16 protein-coding genes are annotated in these 15,925 nt (G+C 60.4%); 3 read left to right on the top strand and 13 right to left on the bottom strand.

From position 1 onward, the window contains the following. Position 1 precedes the first annotated feature (1 nt). The 5 genes from mmsB to GOQ25_RS16665 all read right to left on the bottom strand — a co-directional run bounded on the left by mmsB (position 2) and on the right by GOQ25_RS16665 (position 4,236). The gene (gene mmsB / locus GOQ25_RS16685; RefSeq protein WP_160351604.1) at positions 2-895 is read right to left on the bottom strand and encodes a 3-hydroxyisobutyrate dehydrogenase; all 894 of its coding nucleotides are present in this window, start codon (positions 893-895) and stop codon (positions 2-4) included. Between the two features lie 34 nt (positions 896-929). Continuing rightward, complete coding sequence (locus tag GOQ25_RS16680) at positions 930-2,093, bottom strand: enoyl-CoA hydratase/isomerase family protein (RefSeq protein ID WP_160351603.1); 1,164 nt, start codon at positions 2,091-2,093, stop codon at positions 930-932. Beyond that, positions 2,090-3,244 (bottom strand): acyl-CoA dehydrogenase family protein, encoded by a 1,155-nt coding sequence (locus GOQ25_RS16675; RefSeq protein WP_160351602.1) that lies wholly within the window; start codon positions 3,242-3,244, stop codon positions 2,090-2,092. The genes GOQ25_RS16680 and GOQ25_RS16675 overlap by 4 nt, the downstream gene beginning before the upstream one ends. 226 nt (positions 3,245-3,470) lie before the next feature. Beyond that, on the bottom strand, positions 3,471-3,812 hold the full coding sequence (locus GOQ25_RS16670; RefSeq protein WP_160351601.1) for an RnfH family protein: 342 nt from the start codon (positions 3,810-3,812) through the stop codon (positions 3,471-3,473). Continuing rightward, a complete protein-coding gene (locus tag GOQ25_RS16665; protein WP_160351600.1) occupies positions 3,802-4,236 on the bottom strand; it encodes a type II toxin-antitoxin system RatA family toxin in 435 nt (144 codons plus the stop codon). Before GOQ25_RS16665 ends, GOQ25_RS16670 begins: the two co-directional genes overlap by 11 nt. A gap of 90 nt (positions 4,237-4,326) precedes the next feature. Between GOQ25_RS16665 and smpB the strand changes: the two genes are divergently transcribed. Next, on the top strand, positions 4,327-4,794 hold the full coding sequence (smpB, locus tag GOQ25_RS16660) for an SsrA-binding protein SmpB (protein ID WP_160351599.1): 468 nt from the start codon (positions 4,327-4,329) through the stop codon (positions 4,792-4,794). A gap of 132 nt (positions 4,795-4,926) precedes the next feature. On the opposite strand, the gene GOQ25_RS16655 is transcribed toward smpB, so the two are convergent. Both GOQ25_RS16655 and GOQ25_RS16650 read right to left on the bottom strand, forming a co-directional pair. Next, positions 4,927-5,853 (bottom strand): SPFH domain-containing protein, encoded by a 927-nt coding sequence (locus GOQ25_RS16655; RefSeq protein WP_160351764.1) that lies wholly within the window; start codon positions 5,851-5,853, stop codon positions 4,927-4,929. 107 nt (positions 5,854-5,960) lie between these two features. Then, positions 5,961-6,380, bottom strand: coding sequence for an NfeD family protein (locus GOQ25_RS16650; protein ID WP_160351763.1), 420 nt, complete (start codon positions 6,378-6,380; stop codon positions 5,961-5,963). A 190-nt stretch (positions 6,381-6,570) separates the two neighbouring features. Here GOQ25_RS16650 and GOQ25_RS16645 point away from each other — a divergent pair, with 190 nt between their 5' ends. Continuing rightward, on the top strand, positions 6,571-7,326 hold the full coding sequence (locus GOQ25_RS16645; protein ID WP_160351598.1) for a glutamine amidotransferase: 756 nt from the start codon (positions 6,571-6,573) through the stop codon (positions 7,324-7,326). 23 nt (positions 7,327-7,349) lie between these two features. Here GOQ25_RS16645 and GOQ25_RS16640 read toward each other — a convergent pair whose 3' ends face one another. The 5 genes from GOQ25_RS16640 to GOQ25_RS16620 are packed head-to-tail and all read right to left on the bottom strand — an operon-like array spanning position 7,350 to position 12,260. After that, positions 7,350-8,198: a fumarylacetoacetate hydrolase family protein gene (locus GOQ25_RS16640; RefSeq protein WP_160351597.1), complete on the bottom strand. Its 849-nt coding sequence runs from the start codon at positions 8,196-8,198 to the stop codon at positions 7,350-7,352. Between the two features lie 36 nt (positions 8,199-8,234). Further along, positions 8,235-9,203, bottom strand: coding sequence for a tripartite tricarboxylate transporter substrate binding protein (locus GOQ25_RS16635; protein WP_160351596.1), 969 nt, complete (start codon positions 9,201-9,203; stop codon positions 8,235-8,237). 22 nt (positions 9,204-9,225) lie between these two features. Continuing rightward, a complete protein-coding gene (locus tag GOQ25_RS16630; RefSeq protein WP_160351595.1) occupies positions 9,226-10,245 on the bottom strand; it encodes a tripartite tricarboxylate transporter substrate binding protein in 1,020 nt (339 codons plus the stop codon). 27 nt (positions 10,246-10,272) lie between these two features. Continuing rightward, positions 10,273-11,352, bottom strand: a complete 1,080-nt coding sequence (locus tag GOQ25_RS16625) for a mandelate racemase/muconate lactonizing enzyme family protein (RefSeq protein WP_160351594.1) — start codon at positions 11,350-11,352, stop codon at positions 10,273-10,275. A gap of 11 nt (positions 11,353-11,363) precedes the next feature. Beyond that, on the bottom strand, positions 11,364-12,260 hold the full coding sequence (locus GOQ25_RS16620) for a TauD/TfdA family dioxygenase (RefSeq protein ID WP_160351593.1): 897 nt from the start codon (positions 12,258-12,260) through the stop codon (positions 11,364-11,366). 94 nt (positions 12,261-12,354) lie between these two features. On the opposite strand from GOQ25_RS16620, the gene GOQ25_RS16615 reads away from it, so the two are divergent. Then, positions 12,355-13,260, top strand: coding sequence for a LysR family transcriptional regulator (locus tag GOQ25_RS16615; RefSeq protein ID WP_160351592.1), 906 nt, complete (start codon positions 12,355-12,357; stop codon positions 13,258-13,260). Positions 13,261-13,481: 221 nt separating this feature from the next. Here the strand turns inward: GOQ25_RS16615 and ppsA are convergent, their stop codons facing one another. Next, entirely contained in the window at positions 13,482-15,845 is a 2,364-nt protein-coding gene (gene ppsA, locus GOQ25_RS16610; RefSeq protein ID WP_160351591.1) for a phosphoenolpyruvate synthase, read from the bottom strand. Between the last annotated feature and the right edge of the window lie 80 nt (positions 15,846-15,925).

Here is a 15,925-nt window from a genome sequence, read left to right as displayed (position 1 = left end):
ATCATCCCTGGGTCTTGTGGGTGTACAGATTGACGATGCTGGAAAAGTCCAACTTGCCGTTGCCGTCGCCACTGTGCAGTGAATAAAGATTGCGCGCCAGTTCCCCCAGCGGGATGGAACTGCGCGTTGACAGTGCCGCTTCGGCGGCCAGGCCCAGATCTTTCAGCATTAAATCCACGCCAAAGCCGCCGGCATAGCCCTTGGCGGCCGGCGTGTTATCCATGACGCCGGGCCAGGGGTTGTACAGCTCGGTCGCCCAGTTGCGGCCGGAGCTTTTCGAGATGATGTCCGACAGGACCTTGGGGTCGAGCCCGTTGGCCACGCCCAGGGCCAATGCCTCGGACGTGCCGGCCATCAGAATGCCTAACAGCATGTTGTTGCAGATCTTGGCCACCTGCCCCGCGCCCGCCGGGCCGGCGTGAAAGATGTTCTTCCCCATGGCTTCCAAAATCGGCTTGGCGCGCTCGAAGGCCGCCGCCTCGCCGCCCACGATAAACGTCAGCGTGCCAGCCGCCGCGCCGGCCGTGCCACCCGACACCGGAGCATCCACCATGGTCAACCCGCGCGCGCGCGCCGCTGCGGCGACTTTGCGCGCGGAATCCGGGGCGATAGTGCTGCAGTCGATGACCAGCGCCGCCCCGTCGATGGACGCCAGCAGGTCGCAATCCAGGTAAAGCGCCTCGACATGCTTGCTGGCGGGCAGCATCGTGATGACGACTTCCGCGCCTTGTGCCGCGTCGTCGGCCGAGGTGGCGGGGCGCGCTCCCGCGTCGGCCAGCGTGTTGACTGCTCCAGGCACGAGGTCGTACACGGACAGGTCGTGCCCGGCCTTGAGTAAGTTGTGCGCCATCGGCGCGCCCATGTTGCCCAGACCAATAAACGCGATACGGCTCATGTCGGTGTCTCCTCGTTGTTTTGGGAAATGCGGATTACTGTTGGCGACCCAGGTCGGCGAGCGGGTGCGCCTCGCCAGCCGGCCAGGGCGGCACGAAGAAGCGTTCTACCCAGTCCTGCGAGGCCGCTTCGAGCGTGGCGGGTTTCCAGTGGGGCTGCTTGTCCTTATCGATCAGCAGCGCGCGAATGCCTTCGCAGAAATCGCCCTCGGCGGCGCAGACCAGCGCGGCGATGTATTCCGTGCGGAACACCTCGGCCAGCGAATCCAATCGCGTCTTTTGCAGCAGCGTGAACGCCAGACGCGCCGTCCCCGGAGCGCCCGCCAGCATGGTATGGGCCGCGCGCGCGAGCCAGGGGTCCGGATCCGATTTCAGCTCCGCGATATCTTGATAGATCCGTGCCAGATCTTCGCCCCGGCACAGCGCATCTACCCGCGCCGCATGCTGGCGCAGGGGCCCGGGTGCGAGTTCGTCGGCTGGCGCATGCGCCAGCAGCACGCGGCGCAGCAGGGCTTCGTTGACAACCGTTGCGGCCTGCCCGTTCTCGCCAGTCTCTGTCGTCCAAGGCGTTTGGAGCAGGTCCTTGACAAAGGCCGGCCAGTCGGAGGACTGCAACCGGTAGTCAGCGACGCCCGCGAACAGCGCGTCCGATGCATTCAATTGCGCACCCGTCAGCGCCAGAAATAGCCCGAGCCGCCCTTGCATGTGATTCAACATCCAGGTGCCGCCCACATCCGGGAACAGCCCAATCGAAATCTCGGGCATGGCCAGGCGTGTGGTTTCGCTCACGACCCGGTGGCTCGCGCCCATCATGAGGCCCACGCCACCGCCCATGACGATGCCATGGCCCCAGCAGAGAATCGGCTTCGGGTAGGTATGAATCTGATAATCGAGCCGGTACTCGCGCTCGAAAAACGCCCGCGCCAACGGATTGGCCCACGCGCCCTGCCCCGCATGCGCCTTCATGCTGTGATAGAGCCCGTGCAAGTCGCCGCCGGCGCTAAACGCCTTGCCGCCCGCGCCCTGCAACACCACCATCGCCACCTCATCGTCCTGTGCCCAGGCAGACAAGCGTTCCGCGAGCAAATCCACCATGTCGAGCGACACGCCATTCAAGGTCTGCGGCGAATTCAGCGTGGCAAACGCCACCCGGGTGCCATTAGCGCAAGGTTTTTCTTCAAACAACACGGGCGCGGTCATCGAACATCTGCTCCTTTTTCTAACAATTGTCGGGCCACGATCACACGCATGATCTCGTTGGTCCCCTCCAGAATCTGATGCACCCGAGTATCGCGCACCAGGCGCTCGAGCGGATAGTCGCGCAAATACCCGTAGCCGCCGTGGATCTGTTGTGCGTCCAGACAAATCTGGAACCCCATGTCCGTGGCAAAACGCTTGGCCATCGCGCAATAGGTGCCCGCGTCCGGCGCGCCCGCGTCGAGCTTGCACGCGGCCAAACGCACCATTTGACGCGCGGCCACCAGATGCGTGGCCATATCGGCGAGCTTGAACTGCAAGGCTTGGAATTCCGAGAGCGTGCGCCCGAATTGCCGGCGCTCGGTCATATATTGCCGGGCCGCATCCAGGGCGCCTTGGGCCGCGCCTACCGAGCAGGTACCGATGTTGATGCGACCGCCATCCAGGCCCTTCATGGCGATTTTGAAGCCTTCGCCTTCCTCGCCTAGCAGATGGTTTCCTGGCACGCGCACATCTTCGAAGGTAATGGGCCGCGTGGACTGGCTATTCCAGCCCATCTTCTCTTCTTTACGGCCGTAGGAAATGCCCGGTGTGTCGGCCGGAACCGCAAAGGCACTGACGCCGCCTGGGCCATCGCCGCCCGTGCGCGCCATCACGACCAACAGATCGGTTTCACCGCCGCCGGAGATAAAGGCCTTTGCGCCATTCAACACATAATGGTCGCCATCGCGCCGCGCGCTCGTGGTGAGCGAGCCGGCATCCGAGCCGGCATTGGGCTCGGTCAAACAGTACGAAGCCAGCTTCTCCCCGGACGCCAAGAGTGGCCCCCAGCTCTCGCGTATTTCAGCCTGCCCCCACTGCCCGACCATCCAGGTCGCCATGTTATGTATCGTGAGAAAGGCCGTGGTCGATGGGTCCACGGCGGCCATTTCCTCGAACACGAGCGTGGCATCCAGACGCGGCAGGCCCAGCCCGCCTATGTCCGGCGAAGCATAGATCGCGCAAAAACCGAGTTCACCCGCGCGTGCAAAAGCCTCGCGCGGAAATATGGCTTGCGCATCCCAGCGCGCGGCATTCGGGGCGAGCTCCCCCTGGGCATAGTCCCGCGCGGCTTGCGCAAAGGCACGTTGCTCGTCAGTCAGCTCCAGATCCACAGCGTTGTCTCCCGTTTTTCGAACCGTCGAACGCGGATGCCGCCTGGTGAACAGCCACCCCGTTCGCGTCGATTTTCATGACGTTAACGTAAACGTAAACCGGTGGGAATATCTTACGCCGTAATTACGGAATATTTTTATTGCAGGCGCGTGGAGATGAGGCTCGCTGATGAGCGGCGCCGCGTCTACCCAGGCAAGGGGTCGGCGCTCGCGAACGAGCCCGCCGCTATAACAACCCAGCCGGTCGTTCCCGTCCCGTGCGCGCAGCGGCCAGCGCGCGACGATGCTCGGCGCGGCGACGACGTGACACCATGGGGTCAAACGTCAGTGCGCGATAGACCTCGACGCGGTCGCCGTCGCTCAATGGCGCATTGGCCTGACACTGCTTGCCAAAGATGCCGACGCCCAGTTTCCACGGATCCAGGGTTGGAAACGCCTCGGCAAACCCGCTCTCTAACAGCGCTTGCCGCACCGTCGCGCCAGCCGGCAATATGACCACGCGAGCCCACGCGGAATCCGGCGTGGGATAACACACCAGCACGCGCACGGTATCAGGCTCATTCGCCATAGATCGCCTGCGCGCGTTTGGTGAACGAATCGATAAAACTCGTGGCGATTCGGTTGAACACGGGCCCAACCACCATCTCCAGGGCGCGATTTGAAAACGCATACTCCAAGGTGAACAGCACCTTGCAGGCGTCCTCGGCCAGAGCCTGGAATTCCCAATTCCCCACCAGCATGGAAAACGGCCCATCGACCAATTCCAGCTGTATCCGCTTCGGATATTCGTGAGTATTGCGCGTGGTGAACTTCTGGCGCAGCCCCGCGAAACTGATGATCACGGAGGCTTCCATCCCATGTTCGTCACGCGAGTGGACCTCGGTTCCGCCACACCAGGGCATGAATTCCGGATACTTATCGACGTCGGCCACCAGCTCGAACATCTGGGGCGCGCTATAAGGAACCAGGACAGATCGCTGTACTTTATGCATCGGCTATCGCAAATCGCTAGAATGGTTGGATTTTAACGGTAGCGCCGCTACCGCCGCTTTTTTCGCCGGAATTCTGCCCCAACAGCCTCTATGAGCATTATTGACAACCGCAAGGCCACTCACGACTACTTCATCGAAGACCGCTTCGAGGCCGGGCTCGTCCTGCAAGGCTGGGAGGTCAAAGCCATTCGTGACGGTCGCGTGCAGCTCAAAGAGAGCTACGTGATCGTGCGCGACGGCGAGCTCTACCTGCTTGGCATGCACGTCAGCCCCCTGCCCACCGCGTCGACGCACATACACCCCGACGCCATGCGCACCCGTAAGTTGCTGCTCAAGGCCGAGGAAATCAGCAAGCTGATCGGCAAGGTCGAACAGCGCGGCTATACCCTCGTCCCTTTGAACCTGCACTACAAGAACGGCCGAATCAAACTCGACTTCGCGCTGGGCCGAGGTAAAAAACTGTACGACAAACGCGACACGGCCCGTGAAAAAGACTGGGCACGCGAAAAAGAACGCATGATGAAGCATGACACGCGCAACTCGCGTCGCGACGATTGACCTTTCTTTCCGGCGCATCGATGGGTGAGCAAGTGGCTTGCCCACCCCATTAATCGCCCGTACTTGGGCCCTGCTTATCCCGCAGGTCCCAAGTCGCGAGTCCGAGGGGATTTACCGGAAATCCGCCTCGGATTAAACCGATTTATCGTTTTTGACAATCGTCATGGCGGTGGCGATCAACCCGCCCACGTCGGCCAGATTCGACGGCAGAATCAAGGTATTGCCTTCCTTGGCCACATTGCTGAACGCATCGACGTAGCGCTCGGCGACCTTCAAGTTCACGGCTTCCATGCCGCCAGGCTGGCGTACCGCATCGCCGACCTGCGTGATCGCCTTAGCGGTGGCTTCCGCGATGGCCAGCACTGCTGCCGCCTCGCCTTGCGCCTGGTTGATCTGGGCTTGTTTCTCGCCCTCGGACCGGGCGATGGCGGCCTCCCGTTCGCCCGTGGCGATGTTGATCTGCTCCTGACGGCGGCCTTCGGAGGCCGCGATCAGCGCCCGCTTTTCCCGTTCAGCGGTGATCTGAGCCTGCATGGCGCGCAGAATCTCGTTCGGCGGCGTCAAGTCCTTGATTTCATAGCGCAGAACCTTCACGCCCCAGTTCAACGCCGCCTCGTCCAAAGACGCGACGATCGTGGCGTTGATGAAGTCACGCTCTTCGAACGTGCGGTCCAATTCCATCTTGCCGATGACCGACCGCAGCGTGGTCTGCGCCAGCTGCGTGATCGCGGAAATATAGTTGGATGACCCATACGACGCGCGCATTGGGTCGGTCACCTGAAAATAGAGCACGCCATCGACTTGCAGCTGCGTGTTGTCCCGCGTGATGCAAACCTGGCTGGGCACATCTAACGGAATCTCCTTGAGCGAGTGCTTGTAAGCCACGCGCTCGATAAACGGGATCACGAAACCGGCGCCCGGCGAGAGCACGCGATCGAATTTGCCCAGGCGTTCCACGACCCAGGCGTGTTGCTGGGGCACGATAGCGATTGCCTTGACGATGATCAGCAGCGCCAGGACGACCAGAACGATGAGCACTAGGGTGGAAGTTTCAAACATCATGGAGGGTGTTCCTGCTGGGAATGATGAAAGCCGCTCGAGCGCGTAACGCCTGACCGGTGCCTATGCCTGCACTGTAACGCACTGGCAAACCGCGCGCGCCATGGTCATACCTTTCGACTCAGAATCAGCCGTGTGCCGCGAATCGCAGCGATTTGGTAGAGACCCGGTTCAGGCGCCTGATCACTGGCTAATTCTGCCTGCCAATGCGCGCCGCGATACCAGACGCGAGCTTGCCTGGCCTCCGACCAACTTTCCACATTGACCGTCTGCCCGATGTCCAAGTGCACATCGGCATTGCGCCTGTCATCGACTTCGCGCTTTTTCAATACGCGAGTGGCGCGCAAGATGCCCAAACCGATCAGACCGACTGCCGCGCAGACGATCAACTGCCATTGCAGCCCTACATCCATCCAGGCCGCCACGCCGCCCGCGGCGAGCCCTAAAGCCACCAACAACAGATAGAATGTCCCGCTAGCCAGCTCGCCAATCAACGCGGCTATCGCGAGCCCGAACCAAATCCACATCATGACAGCGCCTTTTGGTAAATGCCCCGCTGATCCGCTGCGAACGCGCAGCCGGTCGAGTGCAACGCAGGGCAAATCAGGGGCATGTATCCCTGCGTTCTAGTCGATTGTACGGATTTCTGTTCGAAGGCGATTTACTATCAGCGCTTGATGTGCGCAGCTTTCGTGCCTGACTGACCTGAATACCGCCATGAGCAACATCGAAGCCACCCGTGACCTACCTGTCCTCATTATTCATACCGGCAACCCCGACAAAGTGCTGCGCGGCTCGCACGGCGACTACGCCGAAATGTTGCGCCATGCCGCAGGCCTATTGCCGCAAGAGGTCCAGGTGATAAAGGTCTATCACGGGGAAACGATGCAGCCAGCTTCCTCCTATCGCGCCGCGCTGATCACCGGGTCTCCCGCCATGGTGACGGATCGGGAACCATGGAGCGAACTCACGGCGGACTGGATCCGCGAGGCCGCTGCCTTTGGACTGCCCATGTTCGGCATTTGTTATGGTCATCAACTGCTCGCCCACGCGCTGGGTGGCAGCGTGGACTACAACCCGCTCGGGCGGGAACTGGGAACGCAAATCGTCGAATGTTTGCCGGCTGCCGTAGGCGATGCGTTGATGACGGGTATGCCCGAGCGGTTCCCCGCCCAACTGCTGCATGCGCAGAGCGTCACGCAACTGCCTCCTGGTGCCGTGGCACTGGCTCGTTCGGACATGGATCCGCATCAATTCGTGCGCTTGGCGCCATTTATTTATTCCGCGCAGTTCCACCCGGAATTCGGCTGCGAGTTCATGCGTGACCACCTCGAGCGCTATGCCGAGGATTACAAGAAAGAGGGGCTGGATATCCCGGCACTGGTGCAAGGTCTGGGGCCCACGCCCACGGCGGGCAACCTGGTGCGCCGTTTCCTCAAAGTCACGAGTCGAAGCGCCGCGCGAACCGCCTAGCGATCTTGCGCGGCGCTTGACCGTTAAGCCGCGCGCACGACCTTCTGCCGCTGCACGCCCAGGCCTTCGATACCGAGCTCCATCATGTCGCCGTGCTGCAGAAACACGGCCGGTTTCATGCCCATGCCGACGCCGGGTGGCGTACCGGTGATGATGAGATCGCCCGGCATCAGGGTCACATATTGGCTGATGTAGTGCACCAGATACTGCACCCCGAAAATCATCGTCGCCGTGTTGCCCGTCTGACGATGCACGCCGTTTACATCCAGCCAGAGATCCAACGCCTGCACATCGGCAACCTCGTCGGCCGTCACGAGCCACGGTCCGACCGGGCAGAACGTGTCCAGGCCCTTGCCCTTGTCCCACTGACCACCACCGCGCTCCAATTGCAGCTCGCGTTCGGACACGTCATTGACCAGGCAATAGCCGGCGACGTACTCCATCGCCTGCGCCTCGGATACGGATTTCGCGCGCTTGCCGATGACGATACCAAGCTCCACCTCCCAATCGACCTTGGTGGACGCCTTCGGAATAATCACGTCATCGTCCGGGCCGTTGAGGCTGCTGATTGCTTTGGTGAAGAGGATCGGCTCTACAGGAATCGGCATCCCCGCTTCTTTCGCGTGATCAGAATAGTTCAGCCCAACCGCGATGATCTTCGAGATGCCGTTTAGCGGCACGCCAAATCGCACGGGTTGTTTGACCTCGGGCAACGTGGTCGCGTCAAGCTGGCGCAATCGATCGATGCCTTCGATGCTAAGCGTATCTGGCGTGATGTCCGCCAATGCACCGGACAAATCTCGCAAGGATCCGTCCTCAGCAAGGATGCCGGGCTTCTCCTCTCCCCTTTCGCCATAACGCACCAATTTCATCTGCAAACTCCCTAGGTTGATGATCAAACAACGTTGTTATTGAGTCGCCGCGGCATCGGCGATTTTCTTCCAGTATGCCGCGTCTTGCTTAATGTACTCGGCGAAGGCTTCTCCGCTGACGGGATTGACGATCGTACCCTGCGAGACGAGTTTGTCACGGACGGCAGGCGTGCGTATGACTTCAAGTAGCGCAGTGTTGAGCTTGTTAATAACGGCGTCCGGGGTACCTTTAGGCGCCAGTACGCCCGACCAGAACGCCACTACGAAGTCTTTAACCCCCGCCTCCTCCATCGTAGGCACGTTAGGCAGCACGGGCAGCCTTTCCTTGGTGGTCTGCGCCAGCGCCACCAACCGGCCTGACTCCACGAACGGCACGACGGGCAGCGCATTGCTGAACATCACCTGCACCTGTCCTTCCACCAGTGCTGTCAGCGCCGGGCCACCGCCTTGATAAGGCACGTGCAACCAATCCAGCCCCTCGCGTTGCTTGAACGATTCCGTGGTCAGGTGCTGCGGTGATCCCACGCCGGTCGAGGCATAGTTGATCGACTTCGGATGCTGCTTGGTATAGGCGATCAGCTCGGATACCGATTTCACGGGCAATGTCTTGGACGCCACGAGCGCAAAAGGCGACTCAGTCAACAAGGTTACGGGTTGGAAGTCAGACACCTGAAACAGAGAAGTGGCATCAATAGCCGGCGTGATGGTGACGTTCGAGGTCGCCATCAAAAGTGTGTAGCCATCCGGCTCAGCGCGCGCGGCAGCTTGCGTACCGATCGCGCCGGACGCGCCGGCCCGATTGACCACAATCACACTTTGACCCAGTGACTTACTTAGCTCGGCGCCGACCAAACGTGCCAGGGCATCGGTGCCTCCACCCGGCGGATAGGCAACTATCATTCTGATGGGTTTATTCGGATAGTCGTTGGAAGCCTGCGCGGTGATGTGCCCGCCCGTCAACGCAAGCCCACCGACAAGCGCGCAGATCAGAAAACGAAATTTCACGTGCGGTCTCCTGGCTGTTGCTTTAATTGTTGAGCTGGAGCTTCAAGCCCCCGACGATATCGCTGAACGCCGCAACCTCGCTTTGGTGAAACGCGGCAAAATCCGCGGGGCTGATCGTCCCGGGCTCGACATACGCACCGGTCAGTTTGTGTTTGACTTCCGGATTGGCGAGGACTTTCATCACCGCCTTTTCCATGGCGAGCTTGCGGTCGGCCGCAAGCCCGGCAGGCGCGAACAGTGCGAACCAACCCGTTTGATCCACGTTCTGCAGCCCTGATTCGGCCAACGTGGGCACATCGGGCATGAGCGCCGAGCGTTCTTTAGAGCTGACGGCCAAGGCGCGAACTCTGCCATCTCGGATAAAAGGCATCACCGCACCCGGCGTGACGAACATACTCACCAACCGCCCACCCACCAAGTCCGTCAATGCAGGGCCGCTGCCGTTATAGGGTACGTGCAGGAGATCCGTGCCGGTCGCCTTGGCGAACCTTTCACCCAGGATATGCTGCGGCTGGCCGACGCCTGGGGTGCCATAGCTCACCTTGCCGGGGTGCTGCTTTGCATAGTCGATATAGTCAGCCACGCTTTTAATCGGCGAGTCACTGTCCACCACCAAGACTTCTGGCGCGGTGGCGATCAGACTGATGGGCGTGAAGTCCTTCACCGCGTCATAGGCGGGCTGCGACTGCAGCGCCGGCAAAATGGCATGCGTGGCGGCCTGACCCATCAAAAAGGTATAACCATCGGGCGCTGCTTTTTGCACATGCTTGGCGCCGATGAGGCCCGAAGCGCCAGCCCGGTTTTCCACGACCACGCTTTGTTTAAGATCGCGTGCCAAGTTATCGGCGACCAGTCTTGCAATAAAGTCGGTGCCACCCGCTGGCGGTCCTCCCACTACGATGGTGATCGCCCGTGACGGATACGCGCCGCTCTCCGACGTCGCGGCCACGCCAGGCGTACCGAATGCGAATGCCGTCAATGCGCCCAGCGCCATCAGGCGCCGACGTGTTTGACAGGTTAAAGCCTCTGCATCAGCTCTCATGCTTTTGTCCCCTCTCTACCCTGTTTTTTAAGAATGGCGGGAATATCGTTGCTCGCGCAACGTACAACTCGCGATGCGGTCTTCGTCCACCTCCGGCCAGTATCCGGCCGGTAGATGCACGGCTCCTTGTCGAAAAGGCATCGGATTGCGAAACAAGCTGAACTGCGTTTTTAGAAAGCCGTTCATCTCGCCCACCGTCCGCACACAGCGATGGCCGATCACCGTCTCGAACCAGCAGCCCAGATCCATCGACACACCATCGCCGAGTATTGGTGTCATGCCCAACGCGGTGATGCGGCGTAAACCCTGCTCCAGCGTTTTCGCACCGCCAAGCTTTTTGAGCTTTAACTTCACGAATCCCACGTTGGAGATCGCGGCGGCGCGTTCGATATCCGGCAGGCCATAGATGGATTCGTCGAGCATGACAGGCACCGTGGAGACTTCGGCCACACGAGCATTGGCCTGCCAATCATCTGAACCGCACGGCTGCTCGAATAGCTCGATGCCGGCGGGCGCCAGCCGGCTGGCGAATGCCCGGCCATCCGCTTCATTGAATCCGCGATTCGCGTCCAGGCGTATGCTGCCACGGCCATTAAGGCACGACTGAATATGCTCGATGCGCGCCAAATCCTCGCGCCAATCGAATCCGACCTTGACCTTCAGGGTGCGGTAACCCTGCGCCAGAAGCGACTCCACTTCGTCGCGGATTTCCTCAGGCTCATGCCCCTGGCAAGGCGCGAGTAAGGGCATGACGACTTCGTCAACATGACGGTAAATACCGTCATCCTTGAGCATCTCGATAGCGGTATCGATGGTACTGGCGATGCCGGGGCATTTCGGCTGCGCTTTCGCGATGATGGCCGCCACGTCGGCATTCTGGGATGCCACCAGGGCCCGCGCCGCTTCATTGGCTGCGGCCCATGACTCTTCGATGGACTCGTCGGTATAGCCGGGGATGATCAGGCATTCCCCCCATCCTATGCGACCCTCATCGTCGATGAGTTGAAGGATGAAGGGGTCAAACGAAGTCAGATCCCCCGACGACAGCTTATAAGGTGTGGTGAGCGGACACGAAACCTGCCGCACGATCGCTTTGCGAATAGGCATGGGGTTCTCACTCACGCTTCTGCGGCTGCCAGTACCTCTTCGCCGGTGATTTGCGTGCGGTACAGCAAACGGCGCGTGTTGGGGTCAAAAGCATCTCGACGGTGCATCGTGCAGCGGTTATCCCACAGCACCAGATCGCCCAGCTGCCATTCCTGGGTCCAGACAAACGACTCCTGGCAAGCGTGCTGCCAGAGTTCATTGAGCAAGGCTTCGCTGTCTTCAAGCGCAAGTCCGACGATATACGCCTTGCGACGCCGGCCAAGGAACAGGCATTTCTTGCCCGTCACGGGATGCACCCGAACCATTGGATGCGTCGCGCCCACGGTCTCGCGCGGGTCGGTATTGTCGACATAGCCCTTGCGCAAGCCGCCCGCGCTATTGCGGCTGGCGTCATGCACGCAACGCAGGTCAGCGACTCTGCTCTTCAGACGGTCCGGCAACGTCTCGTAGGCCAGGTACATATTGGCAAACTGCGTGTTGCCACCGGCGGGCGGGATTTCAATGGCATATAACGCACTGCCCTTCGGAGGCTTGGGGTTATAGGTCATATCGGAATGCCAGACCGCCTCTGAAGAACCGAGGTCGCCGATGGGATTGCCGTTGGCCACCACATTGGAAATCACGGTGATCTCCGGGTGCTGCCAGGTGAAATCCTCGCCCATTTGCGTACTGGCCGGCGGAGCTTTATCCAGGTCGCCGAAATAGCGGGAAAAGCGCACCAAATCCTCGACCTCGAGTTTAGGCTGCCGACGGAATCGCAGCACGAGGTTATCGGCCCAGGCCTGCTTAATGATTTCTTGTTCGGTTTCGCTCAGATCCTGCGAGAGATCGATTCCGGCCACATCGGCACCGAGAGCCGCGCCGGATGGTTGGACGTGTACGGCATTTTTTTGCTCTATGACTTGCATCCTCAGTCTCCTCACGTTGGTCTTGCTGGTCGAGGAAACTATAAGTACGATGAACTCATAGGTCCAATTTATTTATTCCATATAATTATTCATTGTGAAAATAAGACTTACGCTGCGCCAGCTGGAGATATTCCGCGCACTGGCCGACACGCTGAACTTCAGCGAGGCGGCCAAGGCCGTTCATCTATCCCAGCCAGCATTGAGCAATGCGATTCGCAAGATGGAAGAGCTCGTCGAGGCACCGCTGGTGGATCGCACCACGCGCTCTGTCAAGCTCACCTCCGTCGGTCAAGAGCTGCTGAAAGTCACCACGCGCTTGCTGCATGACCTGGACGACGCATTAGAAGACGTCAGTGCATTGGCCCAAGGCAAAACGGGCCACCTCAGTGTCTCGGCCGTGCCGTCATTAGCGGCCACTTTTTTCCCGGAAGTCTTGCGCCGCTACCAGGCAAAATATCCGAACGTTGCGCTGCAAGCCCGTGATGCGCTCTCGGAGGCCTCTATTCAAGCGCTAAAAACGGGCCAAGTCGACATCGCTATCGCACCCGCGAAGCCCCACGACGATGAGCTGGTGCAGCACGCACTGTTTCGGGATCGACTGGTATTGATTTGCCGAGCGGACCACGAGCTGGCGCAATTCAATCGGGTCACGTGGTCCCGGCTCTGGCCCTACCGGCTGGTGTCGCTGGCGACGACCAGTAATGTCCGTCACATACTCGAAGCCGAATACACCCAGCACGGCACGGCCTTCCAGCCGGCATTCGAAGTGGAACAGGCCAGTACATTGATCGGCTTTATCATGAACGAACTGGGCATCGGCATTTTGCCGGCCTCGTTGACACCGCTGCTGAATTTCAGCGGATTAAAGATGGTCGAACTGGGCTCGCCCGAAATCCATCGATCCATCTGTGTGATGCACCTGAAGTCACGAGCGCTCACGCCCGCGGCGCAGAACTTCCTCGCCGACTGCCGGGAGCTCGCCCACAAATACGCGCAGTGATGTTTCCGCGCCGCCGGTTTGCGCGCCGATCGATGTAGATGACGCGCGCGGCCGATGCAGGCGTCGCATCACGATACCACGCGTCCGAATACGACAAAGCCCGGCTTTCGTGAGAGAGGCCGGGCTTATGTATTGCAACGCCTGATCAAGTCAGGCGTGCAGACTTCTTTACGCGACGATCAACCGGTGGCTATCCCGCGCCGCCGGTCGTGCTTAGCGAATTACTTCGCCAGACGCTGCCACGTGTCGACCACGGTATCCGGGTTCAAGGACATGGACAGAATGCCTTCGTCCTTGAGCCATTGGGCAAAATCCGGATGGTCGCTGGGGCCTTGGCCGCAGATACCCACGTACTTGTCGGCCGCCAGGCACGCCTTGATCGCACGACGCAGCATGAATTTAACCGCGTCATCGCGCTCGTCGAAGTCGGCTGCCAGCAGCTCCATCCCCGAATCGCGGTCCAGACCCAGCGTGAGCTGCGTCATGTCGTTCGAACCGATGGAGAAGCCATCGAAATGCTCGAGGAACTGTTCGGCCAGAATCGCGTTGGACGGCACTTCGCACATCATGATGAGGCGCAAGCCGTTTTCGCCGCGCTTCAGACCGTTGGTGGCCAACAGATCGACCACGCGCTTGGCTTGGCTGACCGTGCGAACAAACGGCACCATGATCTCGACGTTAGTCAGACCCATGACGTCGCGGACCTTCTTCAGGGCCTCGCATTCCATGCGGAAGCATTCCGCGAAGTCTTCAGCGATGTAGCGCGATGCGCCACGGAAGCCCAGCATGGGGTTCTCTTCCTCGGGCTCGTAACGCGAACCGCCCACCAGCTTGCGATACTCGTTCGACTTGAAGTCCGACATACGCACGATGACGGACTTCGGCCAGAACGCAGCGCCAATGGTGGCGATGCCTTCGGCAAGCTTCTCGACGAAGAACGCACGCGGGCTGGCGTAGCCGCGAGCGGCCGATTCCACGGCTTTCTTGAGCTCGGCGTCGACATTCGGATAGTCGAGCACGGCCTTGGGGTGAATGCCGATGTTGTTGTTGATGATGAATTCCAGGCGGGCCAGACCCACGCCCGAGTTCGGAATCTGCGCGAAATCAAACGCCAGTTGGGGGTTACCCACGTTCATCATGATCTTGACATCGATCGGCGGCATTTCGCCACGGCGAACTTCCTCGACTTCGGTCTCGATCAAGCCGTCATAGATGCGGCCTTCGTCGCCTTCGGCGCACGATACCGTGACCGATTGGCCTTCTTTCAGGATGCTGGTGGCCTCGCCGCAGCCCACGACAGCCGGAATACCCAGTTCGCGCGCGATGATCGCGGCGTGGCAAGTACGGCCGCCACGGTTGGTGACGATGGCCGAGGCGCGCTTCATGACGGGTTCCCAGTTGGGGTCCGTCATGTCGGTGACCAGGATGTCGCCCGGCTGGACGCGGTCCATTTCCGAGATATCGCCGACCACGCGCACCGGGCCCGAGCCGATCTTCTGACCAATGGCGCGGCCGGTGATCAGAACCTGACCCGTGGCCTTGAGGCGATAGCGCTGTTGCACATCGTTGGCGCCCTGTTGCGACTTCACCGTTTCCGGACGCGCTTGCAGGATGTAGATCTTGCCATCGATGCCATCACGGCCCCATTCGACGTCCATCGGGCGGCCGTAGTGTTTTTCGATGATGACGGCGTAACGGGCCAGCTCGGCGACTTCGTCATCGGTCAGCGAGTAGCGGTTGCGTTCGGACACGGGCACGTCGACCGTGCGCACGGCGCGGCCTTCGGTACGCTCGGGGTCGAATTCCATCTTGATCAGCTTCGAACCGATACGGCGGCTGACGATGGGATAGTGGCCGGATTCCAGCGACGGCTTGAAGACGTAGAACTCGTCCGGGTTGACCGCGCCTTGCACCACGGTTTCGCCCAGGCCATAGGACGAGGTGATGAACACCACGTCTTGGAAGCCGGATTCGGTGTCGATCGTGAACATCACGCCGGCGCTGCCCTTGTCCGAGCGCACCATGCGCTGCACGCCGGCCGACAGAGCGACTTCTGCGTGGGCGTAGCCCTTATGCACGCGATACGAAATCGCGCGGTCGTTATACAGCGAGGCGAAGACGTGACGGATCTTGTCCAGCACATCCTCGATGCCGACTACGTTCAAAAAGGTTTCTTGCTGACCGGCAAACGAGGCATCGGGCAAGTCTTCGGCGGTGGCCGACGAACGCACGGCGAAGGAACCCTTGCCATCGGCGTCCAGCGCGGCGAAAGCGGTACGGATTTGCTGCTCGAATTCGGCGGAAAACGGCGCATCGATGATCCATTGGCGGATCTCGGCGCCAGCCACGGCCAGTTCACGCACGTCTTCGGGATTCAACGTGCTCAGGCGCGTAGCAATACGCTCGTCCAGGCCAGAAGCCTTCAGGAAATCACGGAAGGCCTCTGCAGTCGTGGCAAAGCCGCCCGGGACGCGGACACCCGCGCCGGACAGCTGACTGATCATTTCACCTAACGATGCGTTCTTACCTCCTACCGAGTCCACGTCCGTCATGCGGAGCTGCTCGAACGAAACGACATACGACATTTAAGTCACCTTTTACAATAGAGAAAGCGAGTTTGGTCAACACACCGTGATGCACTGACCAAACCAGCCTGAGACCGCTC

It is taken from the genome of Bordetella sp. 15P40C-2 (genome assembly GCF_009763235.1).
Taxonomy (GTDB): domain Bacteria; phylum Pseudomonadota; class Gammaproteobacteria; order Burkholderiales; family Burkholderiaceae_B; genus Bordetella_A.
This window is presented reverse-complemented; position numbering and strand designations above follow the sequence as displayed.